The sequence below is a fragment of the Acidobacterium sp. FHG110202_01 genome (assembly GCF_059115305.1).
Genome location: NZ_JBZYWJ010000004.1, coordinates 110,751 through 137,556 on the forward strand (window position 1 = coordinate 110,751; position 26,806 = coordinate 137,556).

General features: G+C 56.3%; 22 protein-coding genes. 8 read left to right on the forward strand and 14 right to left on the reverse strand.

Annotated features, from left to right (window positions below):
• Positions 1-251: 251 nt before the first annotated feature.
• The 4 genes from AC5S16_RS09475 to AC5S16_RS09490 form a co-directional block, all read right to left on the reverse strand.
• Positions 252-992, reverse strand: coding sequence for a DUF4892 domain-containing protein (locus AC5S16_RS09475; protein ID WP_493929814.1), 741 nt, complete (start codon positions 990-992; stop codon positions 252-254).
• 132 nt (positions 993-1,124) lie between these two features.
• Positions 1,125-1,568, reverse strand: coding sequence for an NUDIX hydrolase (locus tag AC5S16_RS09480; RefSeq protein ID WP_493929815.1), 444 nt, complete (start codon positions 1,566-1,568; stop codon positions 1,125-1,127).
• 9 nt (positions 1,569-1,577) lie between these two features.
• Positions 1,578-2,228, reverse strand: coding sequence for a nitroreductase family protein (locus AC5S16_RS09485; RefSeq protein WP_493929816.1), 651 nt, complete (start codon positions 2,226-2,228; stop codon positions 1,578-1,580).
• Positions 2,229-2,252: 24 nt separating this feature from the next.
• Positions 2,253-3,236, reverse strand: a complete 984-nt coding sequence (locus tag AC5S16_RS09490) for a hypothetical protein (protein WP_493929817.1) — start codon at positions 3,234-3,236, stop codon at positions 2,253-2,255.
• Positions 3,237-3,322: 86 nt separating this feature from the next.
• Here AC5S16_RS09490 and AC5S16_RS09495 point away from each other — a divergent pair, with 86 nt between their 5' ends.
• Positions 3,323-4,075, forward strand: coding sequence for a hypothetical protein (locus AC5S16_RS09495; protein ID WP_493929818.1), 753 nt, complete (start codon positions 3,323-3,325; stop codon positions 4,073-4,075).
• Between the two features lie 49 nt (positions 4,076-4,124).
• Here the strand turns inward: AC5S16_RS09495 and AC5S16_RS09500 are convergent, their stop codons facing one another.
• Positions 4,125-4,298: a hypothetical protein gene (locus tag AC5S16_RS09500; RefSeq protein WP_493929819.1), complete on the reverse strand. Its 174-nt coding sequence runs from the start codon at positions 4,296-4,298 to the stop codon at positions 4,125-4,127.
• A 211-nt stretch (positions 4,299-4,509) separates the two neighbouring features.
• On the opposite strand from AC5S16_RS09500, the gene uvrA reads away from it, so the two are divergent.
• The 4 genes from uvrA (at position 4,510) to pyrE (ending at position 10,241) form a co-directional block, all read left to right on the forward strand.
• Complete coding sequence (gene uvrA / locus AC5S16_RS09505) at positions 4,510-7,338, forward strand: excinuclease ABC subunit UvrA (RefSeq protein WP_493929820.1); 2,829 nt, start codon at positions 4,510-4,512, stop codon at positions 7,336-7,338.
• Positions 7,335-8,258: a CPBP family intramembrane glutamic endopeptidase gene (locus tag AC5S16_RS09510; protein ID WP_493929821.1), complete on the forward strand. Its 924-nt coding sequence runs from the start codon at positions 7,335-7,337 to the stop codon at positions 8,256-8,258. The genes uvrA and AC5S16_RS09510 overlap by 4 nt, the downstream gene beginning before the upstream one ends.
• Before the next feature lie 269 nt (positions 8,259-8,527).
• Positions 8,528-9,583: a cytochrome c3 family protein gene (locus AC5S16_RS09515; RefSeq protein ID WP_493929822.1), complete on the forward strand. Its 1,056-nt coding sequence runs from the start codon at positions 8,528-8,530 to the stop codon at positions 9,581-9,583.
• 55 nt (positions 9,584-9,638) lie between these two features.
• The gene (gene pyrE, locus AC5S16_RS09520) at positions 9,639-10,241 is read left to right on the forward strand and encodes an orotate phosphoribosyltransferase (RefSeq protein ID WP_493929823.1); all 603 of its coding nucleotides are present in this window, start codon (positions 9,639-9,641) and stop codon (positions 10,239-10,241) included.
• Positions 10,242-10,301: 60 nt separating this feature from the next.
• Here the strand turns inward: pyrE and AC5S16_RS09525 are convergent, their stop codons facing one another.
• On the reverse strand, positions 10,302-11,078 hold the full coding sequence (locus AC5S16_RS09525; RefSeq protein WP_493929824.1) for an OmpA family protein: 777 nt from the start codon (positions 11,076-11,078) through the stop codon (positions 10,302-10,304).
• Between the two features lie 282 nt (positions 11,079-11,360).
• On the opposite strand from AC5S16_RS09525, the gene uvrC reads away from it, so the two are divergent.
• A complete protein-coding gene (gene uvrC / locus AC5S16_RS09530; protein WP_493929825.1) occupies positions 11,361-13,232 on the forward strand; it encodes an excinuclease ABC subunit UvrC in 1,872 nt (623 codons plus the stop codon).
• A gap of 228 nt (positions 13,233-13,460) precedes the next feature.
• On the opposite strand, the gene AC5S16_RS09535 is transcribed toward uvrC, so the two are convergent.
• Positions 13,461-16,871, reverse strand: a complete 3,411-nt coding sequence (locus AC5S16_RS09535; RefSeq protein WP_493929826.1) for a TonB-dependent receptor — start codon at positions 16,869-16,871, stop codon at positions 13,461-13,463.
• 316 nt (positions 16,872-17,187) lie between these two features.
• Here AC5S16_RS09535 and AC5S16_RS09540 point away from each other — a divergent pair, with 316 nt between their 5' ends.
• The gene (locus AC5S16_RS09540) at positions 17,188-18,570 is read left to right on the forward strand and encodes an APC family permease (protein WP_493929827.1); all 1,383 of its coding nucleotides are present in this window, start codon (positions 17,188-17,190) and stop codon (positions 18,568-18,570) included.
• A gap of 36 nt (positions 18,571-18,606) precedes the next feature.
• Here the strand turns inward: AC5S16_RS09540 and AC5S16_RS09545 are convergent, their stop codons facing one another.
• Positions 18,607-19,299: an NYN domain-containing protein gene (locus AC5S16_RS09545; protein WP_493930214.1), complete on the reverse strand. Its 693-nt coding sequence runs from the start codon at positions 19,297-19,299 to the stop codon at positions 18,607-18,609.
• Positions 19,300-19,458: 159 nt separating this feature from the next.
• The gene (glgA, locus tag AC5S16_RS09550; RefSeq protein WP_493929828.1) at positions 19,459-20,913 is read right to left on the reverse strand and encodes a glycogen synthase GlgA; all 1,455 of its coding nucleotides are present in this window, start codon (positions 20,911-20,913) and stop codon (positions 19,459-19,461) included.
• A gap of 75 nt (positions 20,914-20,988) precedes the next feature.
• On the opposite strand from glgA, the gene rsmA reads away from it, so the two are divergent.
• On the forward strand, positions 20,989-21,780 hold the full coding sequence (rsmA, locus tag AC5S16_RS09555; protein WP_493929829.1) for a 16S rRNA (adenine(1518)-N(6)/adenine(1519)-N(6))-dimethyltransferase RsmA: 792 nt from the start codon (positions 20,989-20,991) through the stop codon (positions 21,778-21,780).
• A gap of 61 nt (positions 21,781-21,841) precedes the next feature.
• Here the strand turns inward: rsmA and AC5S16_RS09560 are convergent, their stop codons facing one another.
• The 5 genes from AC5S16_RS09560 to AC5S16_RS09580 form a co-directional block, all read right to left on the reverse strand.
• Entirely contained in the window at positions 21,842-23,368 is a 1,527-nt protein-coding gene (locus AC5S16_RS09560) for a DUF6600 domain-containing protein (RefSeq protein WP_493929830.1), read from the reverse strand.
• 131 nt (positions 23,369-23,499) lie between these two features.
• Positions 23,500-24,168 carry a hypothetical protein gene (locus tag AC5S16_RS09565; protein ID WP_493929831.1) on the reverse strand — a complete coding sequence of 223 codons (669 nt, stop codon included), beginning with the start codon at positions 24,166-24,168 and terminating at the stop codon, positions 23,500-23,502.
• Positions 24,169-24,681, reverse strand: coding sequence for a crossover junction endodeoxyribonuclease RuvC (gene ruvC / locus AC5S16_RS09570; protein ID WP_493929832.1), 513 nt, complete (start codon positions 24,679-24,681; stop codon positions 24,169-24,171). It abuts the gene before it with no gap.
• A gap of 64 nt (positions 24,682-24,745) precedes the next feature.
• Positions 24,746-25,516, reverse strand: a complete 771-nt coding sequence (locus AC5S16_RS09575; RefSeq protein WP_493930215.1) for a thiazole synthase — start codon at positions 25,514-25,516, stop codon at positions 24,746-24,748.
• Between the two features lie 471 nt (positions 25,517-25,987).
• Positions 25,988-26,779 carry an ABC transporter ATP-binding protein gene (locus tag AC5S16_RS09580; RefSeq protein WP_493929833.1) on the reverse strand — a complete coding sequence of 264 codons (792 nt, stop codon included), beginning with the start codon at positions 26,777-26,779 and terminating at the stop codon, positions 25,988-25,990.
• Between the last annotated feature and the right edge of the window lie 27 nt (positions 26,780-26,806).

Consider the following 26,806-nt stretch of genomic DNA (forward strand, 5'->3'; position numbering starts at 1 on the left):
ATTATATCCTGAAATGAGCAGCTTACAGGCCAATATTTCCCTGGGATACTTGACATTTTCAGAGAGCTGATTCACTTTTACTGCGTCTGTTTTAAAGTGGAGACCCCGGGCCTAAGGTAAGCGCTCGAAGTTCGCCGTCAATTTGGTAGAGGCGGCTCCCGAGCGTTGAGGCGAATTGGCAGGTGGATTGACCTTTATGGATTCACCGTAACCGCGAAAGAGAAACGCGCCGCCTCAGATCTGCCACGAAACTATCGCGGAATCGAATTCCAGATCGATTTCGCCTTCGACTTCACCTTTTCCGCAGTCGTGGCCGAGTTAGTCTGTTTCGTCTCCGAAGCCGCTGGCGACTGAGCCGTCTGCCCATTGTCCTGTGCTGCTGTCGCGGCTTCGTGCATAACCGGCTCATTCGATGGGCCGTTCACCCGAATCACCAGCGCGCCTGAAGGATAACCCGGAGCCAATGCGCCTATCACCAGCATGTACTCATTGCCCTTGCGAAACGCGCCATAGCGGATATCGTCGTTGGTCGCACCCAGGTAGTTGATCATCCACGTGGCCCAATCGCCTGTATGCGTCGCATCGATCACAGGTTTGTCCAAAATGTTGGCCAGCGTGAACGCGCTCCCACACGTTTTGCGCGCACAGCTCCAAACCTCCGTGTAGCCCGAGGCCGTCAGCTGATTCACCAGTGTGGTATAGGTCGTCAGCGACGAGGCCGTCTTCGGCCCCGCATAAGCCAGCGTGTCGATCGGCCCGGTCACGGTCATACTCTTGCCAAGTCCGCCGGTACGCTCCACCGGCCCTAGCGGAACCGCGTACTCATCGTTGTCGATGTGCATCGCGCCGATGATGAAGCTGTTCGCCGGCCTCGTCAGAATGTGAAGATCCGAAGCGCCGGGAAAGTCCGAGACCGGTTCGGAAGCCAGCGCGACAGAAGCGGTGGACGCAAGAAGAACGGCTGCAGAAGACAGGAAACGACGGGCTCTCATGCCCGCTATTTTAAAAACATTCTTGTGAATTCTTGAAGAAAGCCACCTTAAGTCAGAGTAAGTCAATTTTTAGACGGAACCTCAGCTATCCTCTGCTCTACACGCAATACTGACCCAAATTCTTCCGATCCATCACGCTGTGCTGGACAGTCTGAATGCTTTCTCAATCACCGCTATCGTGAATGGGGCAATGCGGTATTTCCCATGAGAATTCAGCTCTTCGCGCAAAGCCCATACGGCATCTGCGGCGTCGCTGGCGCAGCATAGATTGCCGCCAGTAACGCGACAGAGGAAATCCACCAGAACATAGTGATAACGCACTGCGCCATTGTCATCATGGGCGATGCGGTCGAGCACCTCGACGATCTGCATTGGCTCGACTTCGAGCCCAGTCTCTTCACGCACCTCGCGCTGGATGCCCTGGTGCAGAGTCTCTCCCAGCTCCAGCGCGCCGCCGGGGATGGACCACTCGCCTTTGAGCGGCTCTTTTCCTCGCTGGATCAGCAGAATTTTGCCTTCATGAAGGATGACCGCTCCGACACCAATGACCGGAGCAGCGGGATATTCGCGCTGCATGAGGTGAGATTACAGCTTTATCGGCTTGCCGTACTCTTCGGCGAATACAGTGCGGGCCATGCTGAAGCGTCCGCCGTTAAATTTGTCGCTTCCCTTGAGGTGCCCGATGCCGAGCAAGGCAACGACGCGATAGCTGAGAGGCAGCTTCAACACCTCGTGCACTCTTTCTTCTTCAAAGCCTTCCATGGGAGCAGTGTCATAGCCCAGCACTTCCGCCATCCACAACATACTGGTGAAAGCGATCATGACATGGCGGTTGAGCCACATAGGGAAGTTCGGATGATTGGAAAGATAGTTAGGGATGTTGACCTTTGCCTGCTCCGCATAATTCTCCGGCATGCCACCCTGGCGGCCCAGACGCAGCATCTCTTCCAGATCGCCGTTGCGCCAGCCATCGGCATCTCCGCAGGCAACGATGACTGCGGAAGCTTCTTCGACCTTCGCCTGGTTGAAGCTTGCTCCACGCAGGCGCCGCTTCTGCTCAGGATTACGCACTACGACAAAGCGCCAGGGCTGCATGTTGTAGCCGCTGGGGGCATGCAGGCCTGCGGTCAGAATTTTTTTCAAATCCTCGTCGGGAATCGGGGAACCGTCAAAGCTGGGCGTGGCGCGTCGCTGCGCAATCGCCTGAGACAAAGTTTTCTCCATCACGTTCGCCATGGGAAAGAGCTTCTTTCTTTTTACTTATTGAATCTGGTTCATTGGCTGTTCAATTCCAAACGGGCGCTGGTTCTCTGCATTCGCATACACCCAGAGGCCGTGAAAACCTTCGCGCAGCTCGGGGTGCTGGGTAAGCAGCGCCTTCATGACATCAATATTGCGGCTGCGCGTCGCGACAGGATCAGAAGCATCGGCCGTCTTGTAATTCACCACCAGGTCGAGCTGGCCGAGCGAACCATCTGTATGCAGATTGGTGACCTGGTAGGTCTGGCCATTGGCGACAATCGACATCGGCTCGTTTCCAGGCAGGCCGTCGGGACGCGCGCTGTCCATTTCCTTCAGAAGCTTTTCAAGATTCGGGCTGGAGATGAAGTCGACGGGAGCAAGCAGGTAAGCGGCAGTCTGATAGTAGAGATAAGCGTTCCACTCCTGCTTCTTCTTTGCGTAGTCGCGGGCCTGCGTCCAGAACCAGACGCCGTCATGCCCGGCATAGGTGAGCGGACGGACAAAGAAGCCGGCCAGCTTCCAGCTTGCGCTTCCCGTTGGATCATTGGCCAGAATGATGGCCATCTGCTGCGGCTGCTTGCCTCCGGTGGCGTGTACCAGCGCCAGGGCATAATTGCCCGGCGGCAACTGCGACAGAGAAATGGTGATAATCATCTGCGAACCCGCAACACTGCAAAAAAACTGCGTGTCGGCCGCAGCCTTTAATTCCGAGGCATTCAGGTTGTAGAGGTTCTGGATGGCAAACGTAGCACCTTGCAGGTTCGGCGAGATGGACTGGATGGTTGCGGCGATGGGATCAAACTGCGCCGCTACGCTGGCTATGGTGTTCGCTTTGACAGCAGAAACGTTTCCCGACTGGATCTGCGTGGTCAGGCTGTGCACTCCCTGGAGGTAGGCGGTTCTCTGCGCGTCTGTCATTTGCGATTGCGTGGTGCAGGTGACAGCACCTGCCACTCCCGGCAGAAGGGCAAATGAAAGGAAGATAAATCGCCAGCAATTCATACGTCGAAAACAAATTTTCGCGAGCAAATTCAAACCACTGCTAGTCTAGTACATAGAGGCTCTCTGACGAGAGGGTCTCTGACTGAATGCGTTCTTCTCTGCCATTTCGCCAAGTCGTGTTTTTCGTCGTGCTCTATGCAGTCACTGCCACCATAACATGGGCGCAAAGCACTCCGAACCCGCGCGTCAAGCCATCGCCAGCGGTTGCAGATCCGCAGCCGGCAGCAGCTCCGCCTCCGCCAAGGCTAACATCGCTGCTCGATGATCCCGCAAAACCGGCGCAGATTCAGTTTGATAACGGGAAGCTGATAGTCAAAGCGGACAATTCCTCGCTTTCCGGCATTCTGCAGAATATCTCTTCGAAGACCGGGATGACGGTCGACGGCGTTTCGCGCGACCAACGTATTTTCGGCAGCTACGGTCCGGGAACTCCACGCGAAGTGGTGGCTTCCCTGCTCGATGGCCTGGGTTATAACGTGGTGATGTCAGGCAGTCTCGAGAACGGGGCGCCCCGGCAACTGCTGCTTACGCCCCGCAGCAGCGGCCTTGCGAAGGGGCCACAGGCTTCGCAGGCACAGGCCTTTTCGCCGAACAATAACGCCAGCGCGGATGATGCTGACACCACGGCGGACACGCCCGACACACCCGATACGCCGCCTCCAGTGCCTCCGCGATCTGATGGAAACCCGCCGCCGGACCAGTCTCAACAGCAACAGCAACAGCCAGGGCAGCCGGGATCGAACAATGGCGTAAAGACACCACAGCAGCTCCTGCAGGAACTACAGGACATACGCGCGCGGCAGATGCAGCAGCAACAGCAGCAGGCAAATCCGCAATAGAAAAGGCCGCCTCTTCAGGCGGCCTTCTGTCTTCCTCGAAAATCTTCTGCTAAACGACGCGCGCAATTTCCGGTTTGGGTTGCGGAGCAGCAGCATACGAGCGTGCGTGAATCCTCAGCGCGGCAAAAGCTGCCCGGCAGATTCCATATGCCGCCAGCACTCCAAAAGCCAGCGCCGCTACCGCCGCGCATGCTAATACCACCAGATTCATTGCGTCCTGCATGAAATGTTCATTTCCGGCAATCCTGCATTTGCCTGTGTTTCTGTAACAACTACGATGCCTATTCTCGCAGAAATGGGTGTACATTGACCCGGTTTTCTATTGCCAACTAAGATACCCTTAGTAACCTGTACCGATTTGAACGGCCACCAAACGATTTAGCAAGGAAAGCCGCCTGCGATAGCTGCGATTTTCCCCAACTTTTCATTTCTGCATGTCGATCACTCACATCACAGTACGCGGAGCACGCCAGCATAACCTGCGCGACATCAACGTTCAGATTCCGCGCAACACTCTGACCGTTGTCACCGGGCTTTCCGGCTCCGGCAAGTCTTCGCTCGCCTTCGATACCATCTATGCCGAAGGCCAGCGCCGCTATGTGGAGACCTTATCGGCATACGCGCGGCAATTCTTAGATCAAATCGAGCGGCCAGATGTGGATTCAATTGAAGGCTTGAGCCCGGCCATCTCGATTGAGCAGAAAACCACCAGCCGCAGCCCGCGCTCTACCGTCGGCACCATCACCGAAATCTACGACTACCTGCGCCTGCTTTATGCCTCGGTCGGCGTGCCCCACTGTCCCAATTGCGGACGGCCAATCTCGCGCCAGACGCATGAGCAGATCGTCGAGCGCATCCTTTCGCTTGCCCCGGGCGAGCGCGTCACCATCTACGCGCCGGTAGTGCGCGGGCGCAAGGGCGAGTTCAAAGATCTGCTTGACGAGCTCGATCAGCAGGGCTTTCGTGCGCGCATTGACGGCGAACTGCGCGACCTGGCCGAGCAGGTAAATCTCGAAAAGCGCAAGAATCACACCATCGAAGCAGTGATTGATCGCATCGTTCTCAAGCCCGGAGTGGAGAAACGCCTCCAGGAGGCGGTCGCTCGTTCGCTTCAGATGGCGAATGGCCTCGTGCTCATCGCCGTCTCCGGTGGAGGCGAGCAGCTTTACTCTTCGTCGATGGCCTGCCCTGATTGCGGTCTCGACATACCGAAACTGGAGCCGCGCAGCTTCTCCTTCAACAGCGCCTATGGGGCATGTCCTGAATGCCATGGGCTGGGCAGCATCTACGACTTCGATCCGGCGAAGATCATCACCGACTGGTCGAAGCCGCTGCTCGATGGCGCGCTTGGGCCAGGGTCGGCTTCGCAGTATCTTCTCAAGCTGATTCACCTGGCAGCGCAGCGTTACAAGATCGACTTGAAGAAGCCCTTCGAGCAGCTACCAAAAAAGCAGCAGGACATCCTGCTCTACGGTCCCGGAAAGACTGAAGCGCCGCGCACCGGATTTCACGGCATCCTCGCGTATCTGCGCGATGCAGTCGAAGAGTCGAAATCCGATGCTTACCGCGAGTGGATGCTGAACTACATGTCGGCTTCAACCTGCCCGGTGTGCAAGGGCAGGCGCCTGCGGCCGGAGTCGCTTGCCGTCAAGGTAGGAGGGCTTTCGATTGCGGATTTCACTGCTCTATCTCTGCGCCGTTCTGTCGAAACCGCCCGCGGTCTTGCTTTCTCGCAGCGTGAGGCGCTGATTGCCGAACGCCTGCGCCGTGAAGTGGTCGAACGGCTTGAGTTTTTGAATGCTGTCGGGCTGGGCTACCTCTCGCTTGATCGCAGCGCGGCGACGCTCTCCGGCGGCGAAGGCCAGCGCATCCGCCTGGCCACGCAGATCGGCTCGCGCCTGCGCGGCGTGCTCTATGTGCTGGACGAGCCTTCGATCGGTCTGCACCAGCGCGACAACCAGCGGCTCATCCACGCGCTCGAATCTCTGCGCGATCTGGGCAATACCGTTCTTGTCGTCGAGCACGATGAGGACACGATCCGTCACGCCGACTATGTTCTCGATCTCGGGCCGGGAGCAGGCAAGCTCGGCGGACACGTCGTAGCTGAAGGTACGCCACAGCTCATCATGCAGACGCCCGCATCGCTGACAGGCCGCTATCTTGCGGGCGAGATCAGCGTGCTGCATCGCCTGCTGCCGCGTTCTCCCAATGGCAAGTGGATTACTGTCGAAGGCGCACGCAGCCACAATCTGCGCGACATTACGGCAAAGTTCCCGTTGGGTGTCATGACCGTGGTGACCGGCGTCTCCGGCTCAGGCAAGAGCACACTGGTCAACGATATTCTTTACCGCGCTCTGGCGAAGCAGCTTTACGGATCGCGCGAAGAGCCCGGCGAGCACACGCGCATTACCGGCTTCGAGAACATCGATAAGGTCATCCGCATTGACCAGTCGCCGATCGGCCGCACTCCGCGCTCGAACCCGGCGACGTATACCGGAGTTTTTTCTGCGATCCGCGATCTCTTTGCCATGCTGCCTGAGTCGCGCGAACGAGGCTACAAAGCCGGGCGCTTCTCCTTCAACGTTGCTGGAGGACGCTGCGAGGCATGCCAGGGCGAGGGTCAGCGCCGGATTGAAATGAACTTCCTGCCCGATGTTTACGTGCAGTGCGAGGTTTGTAACGGTCGCCGTTACAATCAGGAGACGCTGGCAGTCAAATTCAACGGCCATTCCATTGCGGATATTCTCGATCTTGCCATTGAAGATGCGCTGCCCGTTCTCGCCGACATTCCGCAGGTAAAACAAAAATTACAGACGCTGGTGGATGTCGGGCTGGGATATATTCATCTGGGCCAGTCGGCTACGACGCTTTCAGGCGGCGAGGCGCAACGCATGAAACTGGCCCGCGAGCTGTCCAAGCGCCAGACTGGGCGCACTCTCTACCTGCTCGACGAGCCAACTACCGGCCTGCACTTCGACGATGTGCGCAAACTGCTCGAAGTGCTGCACCGGCTCACCGATCTCGGCAACAGCGTTATCATCATCGAACACAATCTCGACGTGATCCGTAACGCCGACTGGATCATCGACCTTGGCCCCGAAGGCGGCGAAGATGGCGGCCAGATTGTCGTTGAAGGGACGCCGGAGCAGATTTCGCGTGCCAGCGGTTCATTTACCGGAGAATTCCTGCGCCAGCACTACATGCAGCCCGAGCCGAGCTCCAATGGCAAACGAAAAGCGGCGAAGAAAGCACTGGTGCAATGACGCTCGATCCCATCTCGTTGACGCCGACCGGCCCGAATGAGCCGCCACAGATGCAAGAAGAAATCCTTTTGCCTGAGCAGCAACCTCACGAATTGCCGCAAGCGTCGGAGGATAACCTGCCTCATCTCGGCCATGCCGTGCTTTTCTTTCTGATGGGAATTCCGGCGCTCTTTGTCGGAGAATCGCTGTGCCTGCTGGTAGCCAGCTTCATTCCTAAATTGCACGGTAAAAACTATCGCGCCCTCTTCGAACTGATGAACAGCGATGCACGCCTCGCTATCCCCACGCAGGCATTTGTTTATCTGCTGATCGGCTTTACGACTATCGTCGTCTTCACCGTGCTCTGGCAGCGGCCTTTCTCTGAGGGCATTCACTGGAATGTTGAAGTCGCGCGCCAACAATTTGTGCGTCTCGGCTCGCTTGGAATCGGCCTCGGCGTCGGCATCACTATCCTGCAAAGCTATCTGCCCATTCCGATGCCGCAGAACCCGCCCATTCTGCAGGACATGGTGCGCTCGCCGCTGGGTGCATGGATGATGTTGTTCTTCGGCATCACTTTTGCGCCCATGATTGAAGAACTTGCCTTTCGCGGCTTTCTGCTTCCCGGACTTATTCATGCCTTCCACTGGCTGATGCGGCGTGAAATTCTTTCTGCTGAGTCTTTCTCATGGATGACCGTGCCATTATCCGTGCTGCTGACAACCGTTCCCTTCGCTCTGCTGCATGCGGAGCAGGTTTCGCGCGCGTGGGGCCCGCTGCTGTTGATTGGACTGGTCAGCATAGCCCTCTGCGTCGTGCGGCTGCGGTTGAACTCTCTTGCCGCCAGCACAGTTGTGCATGCCGCTTACAACTTCACGCTGTTTTCAGGATTGCTGCTGCAAACCGAAGGCTTCCGTCACCTGGAACGGCTGAACGGTTGATGTGATTCACCCGCTTTTTTATCCCAGCAAATGAGTTTCAACCGCCTTAAGGTTGTGCTCATATCGACCTGCTATGAATAGGAACCTTGACTGAGATTCCTATGAGTCATCTCCGGACGGCTGCGTGCATTTGGATGTGGACAGCAGTTTTGCTGTTTTTTTCGGGCCTCGCAAGCGCACAAAGCTCGAAGCAGAGTGCGCATTTTGTTGGCTCTGACAGCTGCAGGCACTGCCATGAGGAAATCTACAGCGGCTGGAAAAAGACGCGGATGGCGAATGTAGTCCGTGATCCCAAACAACATCCGGAAGCGGTGCTCGGCGATTTCAGCCACGCTGATCCTCTGCGCACTTTCGGTCTTGACGAAGTTGCTTTTGTATATGGCAGCCGCTACAAGCAGCGCTATTTCACAAAGCGCGGCGATGACTATTACCCATTGCCGGCTCAGTGGGACATAGCTGCAAAGCGCTGGCTGCCCTACCACGTCGAGCAAGGGACGGACTGGTGGGTCCCCTATTACGGGCCAAATAATTTCGACCGGCCAACCGGCCCTACGTGCGACGGCTGCCATTCTGTCAATTACAACGTGGAAACCAGGCAAGTTACCGAATGGAATGTGGGCTGCGAAAAGTGCCACGGGCCCGGCAGCGAACACGTTGCCCATCCAACGCGAGAAAACATCGTGAATCCCGGCAAGCTCGATTACGTGCGCGGGAACGACACCTGCATCCAGTGCCACAGCCAGGGGCGGCCGTTGAATAACCCTATCAATGGGAAATACTACGATTGGCCCGTCGGCTTTCTACCGGGTGAGCGTCTTGCCGATTTCTGGAAACTGGAAGATCTCAAGCCCGGAACTACGGACTTCTATCAATACGCCGACCTGACCGCACACAAGAACCGGATGCAGGGCAACGACTTTGTACAGAGCAATATGTATCACCGCCAGCTCCGCTGTTTTGACTGCCATAACGTTCACAGCACACAGAACGAATCCAACCTTGTTGCAAAGGGCAACGCTCTTTGTCTTGGCTGCCATAACAAAGACAACCCAGCCGGACTTAAAGGAACAGTAAGCGAACACACTCATCATTCTGCAAACAGCCCGGGAAGCCAATGTACTGCCTGCCACATGCCGGCAATCGAACAGACCATCAAAGGCGGCTACGTCGCAGCCCACACATTTCGATTTATTTCGCCTCTTGAAACAGAGCAGTCCGGCATTCCGAATCCCTGCACTTCCTGTCATACCGGCAAGTCGAATGCATGGGCGGTCAGTCAGCTCAGGGCATGGAATACAACCTCACCGTGGAGGGTCGGTAACTAAGAACAAAAAGTCATAAGCCTTCCCTTGTTCGCAAGCAAGTCTACAATCATCCTTGATGACTACCAACTACCGCGACCAATTGCTCCATCTTCTGGCACGCATCTCGTTCAAGCTGGGTGAATTCAAGCTCTCGTCGGGTGGCACCAGCGATTACTACATCGATTGCCGCCTGACTACGCTGCACGCCGAGGGCGGACGCCTGACCGGCCTTGCCCTGCTGGAACTGCTGCACCAGCATAAGCTCAAGCCGGCAGCGGTGGGAGGGCTTACGCTCGGCGCTGATCCGGTGGTATGCAACCTCGCGAATGCGAGCGCATGGTATGCGCAACAGCATCACGGCTCCCCGCTCATTCATGGGTTCCTCATCCGCAAAGCAGAAAAGACGCACGGCACCGGACGCCGCATCGAAGGCTTTTTGGAAAAAGACGCACCGGTCGTCATCGTGGATGATGTATGCACCAAAGGAACATCACTGATCATAGGTATTGAAGCCGCCCGTGAAGCAGGAATGAAAGTGATTGGAGTGGCTTGTCTCGTAGAACGTGAGGAGGTGAGTGGCCGGGCGGCTGTGGAGGCTGCAGCGCAGGGGGCACCCTTCTTTTCACTCTATACTGCGAACGATGTGCGCGCTGCGCACATCCGTCAGCTGGCGCTCTGAAAATACAAAAGGCGAACGGAATACATCCGTTCGCCTTTTCTCGCTGTGGTTGAGGGGTTATTACCGCTGCGGAGTGTTGACTTGCCCTTCCTGCGGAAGCTTGACCGTACCGGACGACTGAGCGGTCGTCTGGCCATCTCCAGCCATATTCGAAAGCAGCTGCACATCGACGCGGCGGTTCTTGGCGCGGCCTGAAGCTGTGCCGTTGGATGCCACAGCCTGGTCCTTACCGATGCCTACAAGATAGAAACGGTGCGCCGGCACGTTGTATTTCGATGCCAGGTACTGCACCACTGCCTGCGCTCTGCGCTGGCTGAGTCCGTAGTTGTAATCAGCCGGGCCGGTGGAGTCGGTGCCGCCGGTCAGAGCAAGGATATAGCTCTTCTGACCATTCAACTGTCCAGCAAGGTCGTCCAGCTTCTGCTTGTCGACGCGCGTCAGGTCTGCCTTATCAAAGGCGAAATTGACCTGTACGTCTGAGAGCTGCTTGTAGTTGTCCAGATTGGCAACAACTCCGGAGAGCGAATCGACGCGGTTCACCGCATCCTGTGCCGACTGGTTAGCCTGCGATGCCGCTGTGCCCGCACTCTGTGCCGACTGCTGCGCCTGGTTTGCGCTGTTCTGCGCCTGAGTAATGCCCGCCTGTGCGCGCTGGTCTACATCGTGAAGATTGCGGTTATTGGTGGCCGTCGCATCGTCCAGTTCATTGGTCTTTTCAATGACAGGTGTAGTCTGGCTACGGACGTAGTTCTTTGTGGTGCATCCGCTAACCAAGAGCAGCGACAGCGCTCCCAGCGCCGAAACTGTTTGCAGTGTGGTTCTGCTTGTGCGAGTCATCGTATTTTCACTCCATTTCTATTTACGACTGCGTGTCCGCGTTAGCAAAAATGTGAGGAAAAGCAAGCCTTCCCTCTCTTGTCAGTGGAAACAACTGCAAGCTCATTGCCAAAATGATGAAAACCAAGTAAATAGCTTGCTGTGTATCAGTTAAAGGAGAAATAACAAGTCTGGCCTTCACCTTTTCAACACCCTTTCCATGAGTAGCTTTTACCTGGTTCTATGCAATTCAGGCGAGTGAAAGGCGAAGAAACAGTAAACTGAAAGACAGGGCCCTTCCCCATGGATTTAGAAGAGAAAATCCGCACTTTACCCACGCGGCCCGGCGTGTATCTGTACAAGAACGCCGACGGAGAGGTGATCTACGTCGGCAAGGCCAAGAACCTGCGATCGAGAGTGCGGTCGTATCTGCTGGAAGCCTCGCAGGCAAACGCCAAGACCGGCTCGCTCATGCGCGAGGCGATCGATCTCGACTACATCCTGGTTGACAACGAGCATGAGGCACTGGCGCTTGAAAATAATCTCATCAAGCAACGCAAGCCGCGCTTCAATATCCTGCTGCGCGATGACAAGACCTATCCCTACGTGAAGCTTACGCTGGCGGACCGCTATCCCAAAGTGTTCGTGACCCGGCGCCTGCGCAAGGACGGCAGCGCCTACTATGGACCTTATTTTCCGGGAAACCTGGCGCATCGCATCGTCGATCTGATCCACCGCAGCTTCCTGATTCCCAGCTGCAAGGTCGATCTCTCGCGATACCACCCGCGTCCGTGCCTGCAGTACTACATCAAGCGCTGTCTTGGCCCGTGCGTGGAAGGATTGACCACGCCCGAAGCCTACCGCGAAGCTGTACGGGATACGCAGATGTTCCTAGAAGGCCGCGCCGCTGAACTGGGCAAGTCGATTGAAGAGCGCATGCATGTGGCCGCAGGCAGCGAGCAGTATGAGCTCGCCGCGAAGTATCGCGACCTGCTCCGCACCGTTTCTGAATTGCAGGAGAAGCAGCGCATCGCATCTGTCGAGAACGATGATGCCGATGTCTTCGGCTATCACTTCGAGAACGGAATGCTGGCCGTCAACCTCTTCCACATGCGCGGAGGAAAGATCGTCGACCGCCGCGAATTTTTCTGGGAAGACCTGCCCGAGTTTCTGGAGCCGGAAGAAAGCGAAGAGTCCGAAGCCAGGCAGCCGGTCGCCTTTGAGGCCGGAGCATTCTTCTCGGCCCTGCTGAAGCAGCTTTACATCGACCAGCAGTATGTTCCGCGCAGCATCTACGTACCGGTGGATTTCACAGAGCGCACCACACTGGCTGATCTCTTAAGCCAGCAGACAGGCCACAGGATCGAGCTCAGCGTGCCGCAGCGCGGCGAGAAGCGCTCACTCGTCGATCTCGCCGGACAGAACGCGAAGCAGGGCTACGATCAGCGCTTCCGTGTCATGCAGCCTAGCCAGAAAGCCATTCAGGAAGCGTTGCAGGACTCGCTCGTGCTGCCTGAACTGCCGCGCCGCATCGAGTGCTTCGATATCTCGCACATTCAGGGCGCGGAAACGGTCGCGTCCATGGTGGTGTGGGAAGACGGCGCGATGAAGAAATCCGACTACCGCAAGTTTCAGATCAAGACTGTCACAGGCGTGGATGATTTTGCCGCGATGCGCGAGGTGGTCACGCGCCGCTATAAGCGCATTGCGGATGAGAACAAATCCATGCCCAGCCTGATCCTGATCGACGGTGGACTGGGACAACTTCATGCCGCAGCGGCAGCTCTCGAAGAGCTCGGCTTCACCAGCCAGCCGCTCGCATCGATTGCCAAGCGCGAAGAAATCATCTATCTCTACGGGCAGGAAGACGATCCGATCGTGCTTGATCGCCGTTCTCCGGTGTTACATCTGGTGCAGCGCATCCGCGATGAGTCGCACCGCTTCGCCATCGCTTACCACCGCAAGCGTCGCGAGATGCGCGACCGCGACTCAGAGCTGCTGGAAATTCCCGGAGTAGGTGCACGCACCCGCACGCGCCTGCTCGAACATTTCGGCAGCCTGCGCAGCGTGCAGAATGCCGATCTCGAAGCACTGACGGCCGTCGTGCCGCGCAAAACCGCCGAGCAGATTCACGCGCACTTTCATCCCAATCCGCTTCCAGTATTGAATGAGTGAATTTCCCTTCTTTCACTGCGTATTGCTCGCGATATAAGTAGTCGCCTCTTCGAAAGCAACCCCGTATGGAGAAGCACACAGCCAGTCCCTGTTCGCACAAACGCTTCGCTCCATCGTCCAGCTGGCCCTCATTTTTCTGCATTTGACATGATCTCGGCTTGAGACTACTTAAAAAAAGGCCTGCTCCTTTAAAAGAGCAGGCCAGAGACGAAGACTCATGAGAGCTGCCTAGAAATAAAGTTTCAATGCCAGCTGCAGAACGCGGGGATCGCGATACGATGTGACCTTTCCGAACAGACTCGATGTAGCCGAAGTGCTGACCACGTCGGGGTTAGTGTGGTTGAATACGTTCGTCGTCTCCGCGCGAAACTGCATGTTGATGCGGTCTGTAAACTTTATGGTCTTGTAAAGGGCCAGATCGGCGCGCCACAGTCCTGGTCCCCGCGCACTGCCCGGATGCGAGTTGCCCGGCCGCGCACCTGTAGGACAGGTAGTAACTCCATTCACAGTTGGGCATACCTGGGCATAGGCCGAAGTATTGAACCACACTTGGTTGCCGTTGTTGTTATGTATTGGACCGCTCGCCTGGCTGGATGCGTTCGGATTACCTACCAGGTCCGGCCGCCCGCTGACTGCACTGTTGCCGTCGAGCACACCCTGACCGGCCGGGTCATTCAGCACACCTGTAACTGTATACGGAAGTCCCGAATACGAATTGATAATGCCCGTCAGTTCCCAGCCGCCCAGAGTGTGTCCAACAAAGCCTGACTGGTTCTCAAAGAATGGCAGATCATACACAAAGTTGGCGGTGAGGATATTCGTTCGGTCATAGCGCGCAGGGCCATACTCCGCCGCAAGATTGTAGGTGTTCTGCGCCGGAGAAGTATCGTTAAATGCATTGGTCATCGCCTTCGACCACGTGTAGTTCACATTTACCAGCGAACGAGGACCGATTCGCTTCTGCAGTGCCACTTGCAGGCCGTTGTAATTCGACATGAACTCGGTGATCTGCGAATTGATCGAGTCGTATCCCTTGTAAGGCCGGATATAGTTCAGCTGCTGCGTCGTCTTGCCGCGTGTCGGAGGTCCGGTCACGCCATAGGGAGCAAGGGCCGTAACATAGGCACCCGGAAGAGGCTGGTTCAGGTCCACTTCTCCCAGAAGATGTCTACCCGCTGCTCCGTAGTAGCCAACGTCGAACAGCCACTGTCCAGTGAACTGCCGCTGCACATCCAGATTCCACTCCTGAGCATACGGCGTCTGCCACTTGGTCGCGACCGCCGCAAGTGGTGAGGGATAGCTCGACACCAGCGCCGTCCCGCCAGGATTATCCAGCGGTGTTGGCCCCAGCGAAAGGCTGTTTACAAATGGTGGGTTGGTGAACACATTGATCTCATAGCGGCTCACAGCTGACGAGTCAAAAAATATTCCATAACCGCCACGAACAGAGGTCATGCCGTTAGCTTGCGGATCCCAGGCAAAACCCACGCGCGGTGCAAAACTGAGGTTGTTCTGTTGATTTACAGCATCGCCATACGACGAGTTCTGCCCGCCGACAATGATGCCATTCAACTGTTTCCCGGTTCCAGCCAGTTTACCCGTGCTGGGATCAATCGCCGGAGCACCTGAAGGATCAAACGCCGCCGGATCGAAGTTTGTCAGGTGTCCCTTCGCATCCGTCGGCTGGCGGAACTGCGAATAGCGTAATCCGTAGGTAAGCGTCAGATTCGGCCTCACCTGGAAAGTGTCCTGCGCATACAGCTCCCACTGTTGCTGCCGGATCACAGCCCGGAAATCCTGCGATGCCTGGCCGAATGAGCTGGCATTGCCCGTCAGGAAATTCGCCCATTCCTGGTACTCGCTGTTTGTGCCATTGGGCGCCGCCGTCGGGAAGGCAAAGTTGCCCTGGTTTCCGGATGCCGAGTTTTCATCCTTCTGGTACCAGTGATAAGTCACGCCGAATTTCGTCGAGTGCCGCCCGATCACCTTCGAAAGATGATCAAAGACATTGTTGTCGTCATTAAAATCACGGTACTGTCCGCGGTCTGAAATTCCTGTGAAATAGGTGAATGCCAGAACCGGCGCCACATTCAAAGAAGACGAATATGGCAGGCTGATTGCCGATGTGATATCCGGCGAATTCTTCCCTGCCGTCAACCCGATCGGCGAGCTCAGAATGCCGCCATGCGAATAGCTGTAGCCCACATCATTGATCAGCATGGGCGAAATGGCCCATGTAGCATGAATTGTAAAGATGCGTCCCGGCGATTCAGTCGACGAAGTCGCAACGCCGGGCAACTGGCTGCCGATAAATAGTCCTCCCGGCTCCGTCGTCGGAATCGCATCATTTTCAAAACGGCCGAAGATCCGGAAGCTTGGACTGAACACATGGTCAACGCGCACAATTTCCTGGTGCAGGTTGAAGACGTTCCTGCCAATCGATGTCAGGGTGCATCCCTTGGTGCAGTTGGGATCATCCGGCTGCGAAAACTTCGAGAAAATATCCGTCACATATGCTTGTGCTGCAGGCGATATATTTGTCACCTGATAGCCCGTCTGCAGGCAAGTCCCGCCCGGCGCGCTCCACTGCACACACACAGGTGTCGGAGAAGCAGAAAGATTGCCCTGAAGCTCAGCTGTGCTGGGAACATTGGCCTTGAAGTTCGTATACGTAATCACGCGCCGCGCTTCTTCTGAAAAGAAAAAGAACGTGCGGTCCCGCCAGATTGGCCCGCCGATTGTTCCACCAAAATCGTTGTACCGCAGCGGTGGAATCTTGATGTTGTTTCTATTGTTCAGATACGTATTCGCATTCAGCACATCGTTGCGGAAGAATTCATACAGATCGCCATGGAACTGGTTGGTGCCCGCGGTTGTAATTACGTTGATCTGCCCGCTTGAGCTGCGGCCATATTCCGCGTTGTAACTGGCGCGCTGCACGGAAAATTCCGCGATTGAATCGACGCTGGGATAGGCCAGCAGCGTCAGGTTTGCACCGCGGTCCACATTGTCCGCGCCGTCAATATTCCAGGTGTTCTGCGTCGGGCGACTGCCGTTGATGGAAAAATTGATCTGGTTTGAAGTGCCCACTGGATTGCTGGCGCCCACATAAAGCTGGTCGGAAGCCAGTCCTGTCGAAACGCCGGGCATCAGTGCCACCAGTTGCTCGTAGTTACGTGTGGCCAGCGGCAGTTCCTTAATTTGCGTGCTGCCGATTATGGTCTGTGCCTGTGAGCTTTGCAGATCAACCTGCAACGAAGATGAAGTCACGTTGACGGTCTGCTGCTCACTGCCGGGTTCCAGAGTCAGGTCGAGCGTTAGATTCTGGCTCACGTCCAGCTTGATTCCAGCATGCTCCACTTTTTTGAAGCCTGCTGCTTCCGCAGCAACGGAGTATTTGCCAACCGCCAAGAAGGGTGCAGTATATTGCCCCGCTGAATTGGTCCTTGCCGTAAAGACAATAGCGTTCTGATCGGTATTTGTAATGGTTATAGTTGCGTTTGGGACTACGGCGCCAGAAGAGTCTTTAACTGTGCCAGTAATTGTCCCTGAGATTGTCTGCGCTGCGGCCATGCCTGTGATAAGAACGACAACCGCCGCAGACGCAAACCAACGCCTGAGAAACCAACAGAGATTCACTTTGCCTCCAGAAATTTTTCGACATCGTATGTTTTTTGCCGGGCAATGAGGGCAAGCGTCCTCATTGCCCGTGAAATTTAGGGCCTGATGTATTGAAGAATTCAAATATCCCGCGAACGGAGTATGAAGGTCAAGAGAAAATCTACATATCTAGCTGTCCATACAACTTCTTTTTCTACAGGTCATAGCGATTTGTTATCGGCCAATCCGGAAAAGGCTCCTGCTCGGCAAAACCGCGTTTATCTCATGGCGGAAACACGCCGTATAAGGCAGACTGGAAGGAAGTTAAGCTCTCCGCCGAATGGAGTTCCGCGCATTGCCCACGACGCAGGAAACACTGCAAACTCACGATCTGCCCCGCGTGCTGGGCACCTCGCATGCCACTGCCATTGTTGTCGGCACCATCATCGGCAGCGGCATCTTCCTTGTTCCTCATGAAATGACGCGCGCCGTTGGCTCATCCGGCCTGGTATACCTCGCGTGGATTGTCGGCGGACTGCTTTCTCTCTTTGGCGCGATGACCTATGCCGAGTTGGGCGCAATGATGCCCTATGCGGGCGGCGAGTACGTCTATATCCGCAATGCCTACGGCGACCTGCCCGCATTCCTTTATATGTGGACATGGTTTTCCGTAGCCAAGCCCGCCTCCATTGCCAGCGTGACCAGCGGCCTGGCGCGCACGCTCGCCATTTTCGGCGTCTTCGCATGGCTCGAGCAGCCGGTCTTTCATGGATCTACCCTTCTCTACTGGTCGCAGCTCTTTGCCATCGCCGCAACCTGGCTCATCACCGGACTGAATTATCTCGGCATCAAGAAGGCGGGCGATTTCCAGCTTGTCTTCACCTGGCTCAAGGGCGTTCTGATTGTCGTCATCGCCGGGTTCTGCTTCACATCGCACGCTGGATCGCTCGTGAATTTCAAAACCTCGTTCGAGGAAGCGCAGGGCGGATTCGGCGGCTTTATGGTCGCGATGATCGCTGTGCTGTGGGCGTATGACGGATGGAATGACCTGACCATGGTTGCCGGCGAAGTGAAGCGTCCTGAGCGCAGCCTGCCCATTGCTCTGATCGCGGGGCTCTTCATTGTCGGCGGTCTCTACATGGCGACTAACGCCGCCATCCAGTACATCCTTCCTGCTGCACAGATTGCGAACTCGCCGCGGCCCGCGGTTGCGGCCATGGCTGTTGTTTCCGGACACGCAGGAGCCGTACTGGTTTCAGCAGCCATGGCCCTGAGTATATTTGTAACTTTGAACGGCACAATTATGTCGGGCGGACGCATTCCCTTTGCCGCGGCGCGCGACGGGCTCTTCTTCCAGCGGATGGCGCATATTCATCCGCGCTTTCAAAGCCCGTCCACATCGCTGGTCGTTCAGGGGCTGCTGAGCACCTTGCTGCTGCTTGTCGTTGGGCGCTTTCAGCAGCTGTTCGAGCTGGCCATCTTTGCCGAGTGGCTCTTCTACATGATTACCGCGACGACGATCTTCGTGTACCGCAAGCGCCAGCCGGATACGCCGCGCCCTTACCGCGTCTGGGGATATCCGGTGCTTCCAGCTTTGTTCATCGCGGCATCTGCGGTGCTGCTGTACTTCTCGTATGCAGAGAACCTGCGCAACTCGCTGATCGGGACAGCGATTATTCTCGCGGGAGTTCCGCTGTTCGTAATAATCCGCAAACGGTACTCCCGGTCTTTGAAGTAATCGGCCAGCTTATCTCAATTTGACAATCAGCCGGCGCTACCATGCTGTAGGTTTTCTGATAGTGCGGCCGTTAGCATCAATCAGTTCATTCGGAAACTGACTCAAAGCGGTATGAGACGCAGGCCCTTCAGACGTAATTTCCCGATAAAACCTCGCGACCTTTTTCAATTCCACGCTAGGACGCGCTTTCTGTACTGGCTTACCTGTAATTCTCGCCCGACGTATCGCAGTGTCAGCCGTGTGCGGATTGAAAATTCCAACTGGAATATTCAACTCCTTGTTGATGATTCGCACTGGCTCTGCCAGATCAGAATCATTAGTAATAACCACAAGTTGATCACAGTCACTTCGGAAGGCATCAACCAACATGTACGTCGCAATGTTTACATCCGAGCCCTTTTCTTCCATTTTCAGCACATCTGCGTTGCGTGGCCCTCTGGAAGATGGTCGTGCAAGGCGCATGGACACCGTGCTTTGCAGGTAGTGGCCGTAATGAACAGTTAGGTTCGACAGAGTTTCCAGCGCGCGGATATAAATTCCCTGTCGCATTCTTGTTTGAGGGTCAGATGGGAGCGGTTTCACCAAAGCAGTAAAATAGCGGAGCCGATGAATGCGAATGCCAGGAAGAATGTTTTCGCAGAGAGCGGCTAAATTCAGCCATTTATATGGGGTATTTTTGGCGGCCCCGTAATATAAGTTGAACCCGTCTACATATACGTTTGTATAAATTGGTTTTTCCTTCTAAAAAGCAAAGCCGCCTTACGGCGGCTCGCGCCCTCTCTCCGAAGATCGAGGGGGTATCTGTTGTTTATACTAAGCCGAAAACATATAGATTGCAAGTTACTTTTGTGTACCAGCTAGCACAGAGAGCGTTCAGGGGCAGCGCGCTTAATTCCTGCGATGCGCCACTTCCCTGTAGGCCTTGATGTACTCCTCGGTCGGCTTTTCCCATGAGAAGTTCTGCTGCATGCCGTTGCGCATCAGCGCCTGCCATGCTTCCTTGTCGCGGAAGACTGCGAGCGCATCCTGTACGGCTTTCAGGTAGTCGTCGGCAAAATAGCCGGAAAACTTAAAGCCGGTTCCTGTGCGCTTTTCGGGGTCCCACTCTTCGATGGTGTCGTCGAGCCCGCCAGTGGCGCGGACTACAGGCACGGTTCCGTACTTGAGGCTGTAGATCTGGTTCAGGCCGCCGGGCTCATAGCGCGACGGCATCAGAAAGATATCGGAGCCGGCCTCGATCTTGTGTGCGAGTGTCTCATCGTAGGTGATGCGGACGGAGAGCTTATCCGGGAAGCGCTCGTGCAGAGAGCGGAAGAGGCTCTCATAATAGGGCTCGCCTGTTCCCAGTACTACTATGAAGATATTTTCGAAGGTCAGCCGCTCCATGATCTGCGCGGTGAGGTCGAAGCCCTTCTGTGTCGCGAACCGCGAGACAATGCCGAGCACCGCGGTATCATCCTTCAGGTGCGGAGCGCCGAAGGCATGCAGCAGGTCGCGCTTGCACTCGGCTTTGCCGCTCAGGTCCTTGATCGAGTAGTGCGCGGCGATCCTGCCGTCGATCTCCGGGTTCCACTTGGAATAATCCACGCCGTTGAGGATTCCACGCAGGTCTGAGGCGCGCCTGTGGATCGTATCTTCGAGGCCGTGGCCAAACTCGGGAGTCTGAATTTCCTCGGCGTATTTGTGGCTCACCGTGGTCAGCATGTCGGAGTACACGATGCCGCCTTTCAGGAAATCGAACGTGTCAAAGTACTCGACGCGATCCATGGTGAAGATATCCCAGGGCAGCAGCAGCTTCTCGGTGGTAGCAGGTGGAAACCAGCCGTGATATCCGGCATTATGGATGGTGAGGACTGTGCCTGCATTGCGCAGCACGGGATCGAAGTAGTAGACCGTGCGCAGATATACGGAGAGCATCGAGGTCTGCCAGTCGTGCAGGTGGAAAATATCCGGCACACCGAGCAGCTTGCTCGCTTCGAGAACAGCTCGGCAGAAGAGCCCGAAGCGCTCCCAGTTGTCGGCATAATCGCCGGTTGGTGTGCCATAAGGGGCTTCACGATCGAAGAGCTCGGGGTTATCGATGAAGTAGTACTGCACGCCATCGTGCTTGCCGCCGTCGACCACAGCAACAAAACGGTTGTAGTACTGGAACGGAATGGTGATGCTGGGCACGGCGATCTTCTTTTCCGGAAAGTGATCGCGCACCTGGCGATAGAAAGGCAGATAGACCGTGACCTTATGTCCGCGCTGGGCAATCTCGTGCGGCAAGGAGCCGATAACGTCGGCCAGTCCTCCGGTCTTGATAAAAGGCACGCATTCTGATGCGGCAAAAACAATTTGCATGTGTGCGGCTGCTCCCCTTGTTATTTACACGCTCGTTAAACAGTGTAAGCTCATCAAGTTGACAACCTACTTAAGATGCCGCAGAAAGCAAAATTAGGGCAGAATTTTCTCGCCGATCAGAACGCCCGCCGGCGCATTATCGATGCGCTTGGAGATATCGCAGATAAGACCGTAGTCGAGATCGGCCCGGGCAAGGCAGCGATTACCGAATTGCTTGCCCATAAAGCGCAGCGCCTGATTGCCATCGAACTCGACCGCGAGCTGGCGCCGCAGCTGCGCGAGCGCTTTGCTTCTCACCCCAATGCCGAGATTATCGAGCAGGACATTCTTGCCACTGACCTCGCGGCCCTGCGCAAGAATGCAGAAAAGCTGGTGGTCGTGGGCAATCTCCCCTACTACATCACTTCGGACATTCTGCTGCACCTCTTCCGCTATCATGACGCTGTGTCGCGCGCCGTGGTTATGATGCAGCGTGAAGTGGCTGACCGTGTGGCTGCTGCTCCGGGATCGCGGGATTATGGGCTGCTCTCCGCCACCACGCAGCTCTATGCTCGCGTGGAAAACCTGATGACATTGCCGCCGGGAGCTTTTGCGCCGCCTCCCAAGGTGCATTCGAGCGTGCTGCGGCTGAGCTTTGCGCCCCGCTTCGATGAGCTTGAGGTAGATGCAGATGGTTTTCAGCGCTTTCTGCGGCTCTGCTTTGCGCAGAAGCGCAAGACGCTGCAGAACAATCTGCGCTCAGCCGGATATGACCCTTCAGCTATCGCAGATGCAACAGAAAAAGCCGCCGTTCAGCCGCAGGCACGCGCTGAAGCGCTCTCACTGGAAGAGATGGCGAGGCTGTATAGGGCTTTCAAAGAGAATTGAATTGGTTTTGGAAGGTTCCCATCCTTCGCCGCAACACAACGCGAAGGATGGGACACCAGTTTCAGTGAGGACGCGCTCCACCTGACGGCGCGGACGGCGGAGGAGCCGACATACGCGGTGCGGACATTGCTGGCGGTGCAGACATGCGCGGCGCAGCAGGCGGGGGTGCTGACATCCGTGGTGATGATGGCGGAGGAGCCGACATACGTGGGCTTCCCCCACCGCTTGGCATAGGACGTGCTCCCGCAGCAGGAGCTGAACCACGAGCAGGCGCTGCGCCTGTATTTGTATTCCCAGGAGCAACAGGTCCGGACGCACGTGTACCAGTCACGCCGGACTGTGGCTCATAACCTGAGGATGCCCGGAAACCCTGACCCAGCGGGCCGGAGTTATGGATGCGGACTGAAGTCTCGACCGGGTGGATCGTCTTGCCGTCAAGCCTGATAGGAGTAGCAACTGGCCTCTTGCCGTCGACAGGAGATACAGGGCCGCTAGCAGGGTTGCGGTTCACCGGAATCAATGCCTGCTGCGGGGGCATGTGCACAGGGCCGCGAGCCGGAGTTACCGGCTGCTTCGGACGCAAAGGCAGAACATAGTTTGGCGGAGTATTCCACACTGTCGTCGGATACCATCCGCTGCCCCATCCGCAATTGCCGGGGAACCACATCCATCCCGTATTGTTGAACCAGTTCCATCCACCGCAGCGGTATGGCAACCAGCCCCAGGAATACCCGGAAATCCAGCTGTATCCATACGAAGGATAGTAGCCCCAGTAGCCACTGCCGTAAGGGTCCCATCCCGCGCCGACTCCTGCAGGCATCCAGCCCATTCCGTAGCCCGGCATGTTGTACCAGCTGCCGTAATAATCCAGATCGCTCCATGCCGGGTCATCCGGATTTCCGCCCATCGCGCGGGCCATCGTTGCTCTGGACCCCATCTTTTCGAGCACCTTGTCGCGGTCGGAGTTCCACTGGTCCCATGAATCGGTGGCAACATTCTGGGCTACGTCGTAGCTTGCTGCGTCGTCCATGTGGAGCGTCGCGGTCTGGTTCTTCGAAAGATCAAGGCCATTCGCATTGCCGGTCTCAACATGCACGTCGCCACGCAACACAGCTAATTGCGCAGGATTCTCGTCAAGATCAATTCGGAACAGGCTGCTCTTGGTTGCCGTTGCCGTATAAGGGCCGAAATGAACGGTATATGTGCCGCCGCGATTATTGAGCTCGAAGTAGGTCAGGCCGCCTTCCGCAATCATCTGCGTCACTGTCTGGCCTTCGCTCGTGCGTTGGAGCTGATCAAAACTAAGGGTGCTGTTCGGAGTCGCGCGCGCTACACTGCCATCCTCAAACTGCACTTCAACGCGGCCATCTTCCCCGGTTTTGAGGCGCATGCCCTGGGTCACAGGCATGTTCGCGTGCGCCTGGTCAAAGGCGACGCCATCCGAACCCAGCAGCTGGACCGTGCCCTCCACATGGCTTATGCGGACAGAGCGAACATTATTGTTTTCCTGTGCAGGAGAGAAAGCAGCAACAGCGAGAGAGAGTGACAACGCAGAGATGAAACGAAGGGAAAATCTCGAGTGCCACATGGGACACCTCCTTCCGGATCCCCTACTGATTTCCTACATAATAGATCACCACTCTTGCACCCGGCCTCATCTTTTGCGGGCTCGATGCAACTTCACTTGGACGCTGCCAAAAATGGAAAGTTGCATTTTTTCTAGCTTGCCTTGCCATCGCCGTTCAGAAGCTGCCGCGCCCGGTTGCGCGCCCGCTCCATCACCTTCTCATCGGTAGCAATCGTCTGCAGCTGTGTTGAGATGTTCTGCACCTGCTGCGCGCGTCCGCCCTTCACCGCATCCTGCAGCGCCTCAAGTTCCGCATCCAGCCCCAACCGGTTGTGGTCATGCTCCACAAGGAGGCGGCTGCCCACCTCAAGCGTATAAGCCGTGGCTACAAGGTCATCGGCCAGCTTCATAATCTGCTGATCGCGCGACCAGTTGAAAGTGCAGGAGCCGTCACCATCCGGGCCTGTATATATCAGAGCTTTCTTGCCGGTAAACGCAACCTTCGTCTTGGTGCTCTCGCAGGCCACATCAAAAAAATTGTGCGAGCGGGCCGTTTTGAAGAGCGAGCTGCGCAGCGGCTCTTCAATCTTTATATCCGCATCTACCGGCTGCGAGCTGATCCCCTCAGGATCGGAGGATGCCGCATTTCCGGGTACAGAATGGAAGTGTCCGGAACCGTCCTCGTAGATGTCCATGACGTAGCTGGCCGGCTGCAGCTTCGGATTCTCGAAGATAAAGCGGATGTGCGGCCGCTTGTCCTGCTGCGCTATAGCACTGAAAGCAAACCCCAGAAACAATACAAACAAATATTTCTTCTTCATTTACCGCGAGGCCCCGCTCTGCAAAGTTAATGTCTGCGTGGTGTGGATGTGGCATATCGCAATTGCCAGCGCATCGGCTGCATCCGCCGGCTCGGGTGTGCTGGCCAGCTCAAGCAGACGCGCCACCATGAACTGCACCTGCTCCTTCTGCGCCAGGCCGTATCCCACCACCGTCGATTTGATGGTGAGAGGGGCGTATTCGGCTACAGAAAGATTTGCATTGGCCGCCGCCAGCAGCGCTACTCCACGCACCTGCCCCAACTTGAGCGCAGATTTTGCATTGACGGAATAGAAAACTTCTTCGATGGCAACGACGTCCGGCCGGTGCGCGGCCAACAGCCCGCTCAGCTCCGCATAAAGCAGAGCCAAGCGCTGCGAAAGCGGCTCTTTTTTCGGCAGCCGGATGCCGCCTGACGCCAGCGGAACAAGCCGCGGCTGGCGACGCGTGTCATCCCACTCCACCACGCCGTAGCCAGTACACTCTGTGCCGCAGTCAATGCCGAAGACTCGCATTTGAAGATGAGTTTATCTGATTGAGACTGCGGGAAACAGTGTTGGCATTGGTGCGCAAAATGCCTTAGCGTGAAATGCCTTCGAGCGGCGAACTCGCCGTGGCATACAGCTTGCGCGCCATGCGTCCAGCAAGATATGCCTGCCTTCCGGCAAGAACAGCATGCTGCATCGCTTCCGCCATCAGGATCGGGTTCGCTGCACCAGCGATTGCCGTGTTCATCAGCACTCCCTCAGCCCCCATCTCCATGGCCAGCGCAGCATCGGAAGCTGTGCCTACGCCTGCATCCACAATTAGAGGAACTTCAGTGATCATTTCGCGCAGGATCTGCAGCGTAGCCCGGTTCTGAATTCCAAGCCCGCTGCCGATCGGCGACGCCAGCGGCATCACGGCGGACGCACCCACGTCGATCAGGCGCTTCGCAAACACAATATCGTCAGAGGTATAGGGAAGAACTGTGAAGCCTTCCTTCACCAGCACACGAGTAGCTTCAAGGGTCGCTTGCACGTCAGGATAGAGCGTTGCCTGGTCGCCGATGACTTCAATCTTCACCCAGTCGGAAATACCCACCTCGCGCGCCAGACGCGCAGCACGGATAGCTTCCTCAGCGGTATAGCAACCGGCAGTATTAGGAAGCAGGAAGTAACGCTGCGGATCAAGATAGTCCAGGAGCGATTCCTTGGAACGGTCAAGATTCACACGACGCACCGCGACGGTCACCATCTCCGCGCCTGAGGCTTCCATGGCAGCCTGCGTCTCCGGGCCATCTTTGTATTTGCCTGTGCCTACAATGAGCCGCGACTGAAATGCCTTCCCTGCAATGACGAGTGGTTCCATAGCTTTATTGTAGAGCGGATCACGAGGATCATCCGAGAGACATTCCCACTCTTCTTCGGGAACTGCCGGTGAAACTATATCGCCGAGAATTTTGACCTTGCCGCGAAACTTACTCAAGAAATCATCCAAATCATCCGCCATTGTATTTACCCGCCTTGAAATATTATCGGCCGAAAAAGTACAAGGCCCGCTGCCAGATTCAGCAAAGCGGGCCTTGGATACCGGTGAGCTGTTGAGATTGACCTGAGGCGCCCTTCGTTCCTTAGATGGGCTTCTCACCCCAACGCACAACAATCGTGCGTTGGGGACCCGATTCGGCAAAATGCGAGGACTAGAGCAAAGGGCGCTCTAAGCCTCAGTCACCTCACGTAGGATCGTGCACTTACTACTGTCAGAATTCTTCATTGGCTGGATCAACCTCCTTTCCCGTGTACTTGAGACCTTATCGCTCACACGCGGGAAAATCAAGTCTCACCAGCTATGCCAGTATCCATCGCGCTCAACCAGCGTTACATCCACGCCAAAGAGCTCCCGCAGCCGCTGAGCTGAAATCAATTCTGCCTTGGGGCCATCGGCATCGATGCGGCCGCTGCGCATCATAATCACCCGGTCTATTTCCGGCAGAATATCGGCCAGATGATGCGTCACCATGATGATCCCTGTTCCCTGCCGGGCGACTGTGCGCAGGGTCTCGCGCAGTTCACGCTGCGCCGCCATATCGAGCGCATTCGAAGGTTCATCGAGCAGAAGCATCTCCGGTTTGTGGACAAGCGCGCGGGCAATCATGATACGGCGCTGCTCGCCCGCTGACATTTCGCCTACCAGCTTGTCAGCAAGATAACTCGCTTCCATCAGAGCCATAGCCTCCTGGGCCCGCTCGCGCATCTCTTCGGTGATATGCAGGTTGGGCCAGATGGTTGAGGCCGAAAAGAAGCCCGCAACCACAACATCGCAGCCTCGTGAGACAGGAGTACGCTCGCCCGGCATATCCGCCGATACGACTCCGAGATGTCTGCGCAGCTGCGAAACATCCCACCGCTCGCGCCCAAGCAGGCGGCAGTGCATCTCCGGCGTAAAGATTGGATAGCACTCACAGGTGATGGTCTTGATGAGCGTCGATTTGCCGCAGCCGTTCGGGCCAAGAATGGCCACATGCTCTCCCGTAGTGATAGTGAGATTCACATCGTGTAATACAACTGCCTCGCCACGCGCGACGCTGACATGCTCCATGCGCAGAAATTCCGCCTGTTCTTCTCCGGACAAATCAACCTCTCTCTAAAGTTGGTATCT

Excerpts from the sequence above, each read along its gene's own strand:
- pyrE (WP_493929823.1), top strand. The coding sequence starts at position 9,639 with ATGACTACCAACTACCGCGACCAATTGCTCCATCTTCTGGCACGCATC.
- AC5S16_RS09490 (WP_493929817.1), bottom strand. The coding sequence starts at position 3,236 with ATGAATTGCTGGCGATTTATCTTCCTTTCATTTGCCCTTCTGCCGGGA.
- uvrC (WP_493929825.1), top strand. The coding sequence starts at position 11,361 with ATGGATTTAGAAGAGAAAATCCGCACTTTACCCACGCGGCCCGGCGTG.
- AC5S16_RS09565 (WP_493929831.1), bottom strand. The coding sequence starts at position 24,168 with ATGAAGAAGAAATATTTGTTTGTATTGTTTCTGGGGTTTGCTTTCAGT.
- AC5S16_RS09500 (WP_493929819.1), bottom strand. The coding sequence starts at position 4,298 with ATGCAGGACGCAATGAATCTGGTGGTATTAGCATGCGCGGCGGTAGCG.
- AC5S16_RS09575 (WP_493930215.1), bottom strand. The coding sequence starts at position 25,516 with ATGGAACCACTCGTCATTGCAGGGAAGGCATTTCAGTCGCGGCTCATT.
- AC5S16_RS09495 (WP_493929818.1), top strand. The coding sequence starts at position 3,323 with ATGCGTTCTTCTCTGCCATTTCGCCAAGTCGTGTTTTTCGTCGTGCTC.
- rsmA (WP_493929829.1), top strand. The coding sequence starts at position 20,989 with ATGCCGCAGAAAGCAAAATTAGGGCAGAATTTTCTCGCCGATCAGAAC.
- AC5S16_RS09515 (WP_493929822.1), top strand. The coding sequence starts at position 8,528 with ATGGCGAATGTAGTCCGTGATCCCAAACAACATCCGGAAGCGGTGCTC.
- uvrA (WP_493929820.1), top strand. The coding sequence starts at position 4,510 with ATGTCGATCACTCACATCACAGTACGCGGAGCACGCCAGCATAACCTG.
- ruvC (WP_493929832.1), bottom strand. The coding sequence starts at position 24,681 with ATGCGAGTCTTCGGCATTGACTGCGGCACAGAGTGTACTGGCTACGGC.
- AC5S16_RS09510 (WP_493929821.1), top strand. The coding sequence starts at position 7,335 with ATGACGCTCGATCCCATCTCGTTGACGCCGACCGGCCCGAATGAGCCG.
- AC5S16_RS09475 (WP_493929814.1), bottom strand. The coding sequence starts at position 992 with ATGAGAGCCCGTCGTTTCCTGTCTTCTGCAGCCGTTCTTCTTGCGTCC.
- glgA (WP_493929828.1), bottom strand. The coding sequence starts at position 20,913 with ATGCAAATTGTTTTTGCCGCATCAGAATGCGTGCCTTTTATCAAGACC.
- AC5S16_RS09560 (WP_493929830.1), bottom strand. The coding sequence starts at position 23,368 with ATGTGGCACTCGAGATTTTCCCTTCGTTTCATCTCTGCGTTGTCACTC.
- AC5S16_RS09480 (WP_493929815.1), bottom strand. The coding sequence starts at position 1,568 with ATGCAGCGCGAATATCCCGCTGCTCCGGTCATTGGTGTCGGAGCGGTC.
- AC5S16_RS09525 (WP_493929824.1), bottom strand. The coding sequence starts at position 11,078 with ATGACTCGCACAAGCAGAACCACACTGCAAACAGTTTCGGCGCTGGGA.
- AC5S16_RS09485 (WP_493929816.1), bottom strand. The coding sequence starts at position 2,228 with ATGGCGAACGTGATGGAGAAAACTTTGTCTCAGGCGATTGCGCAGCGA.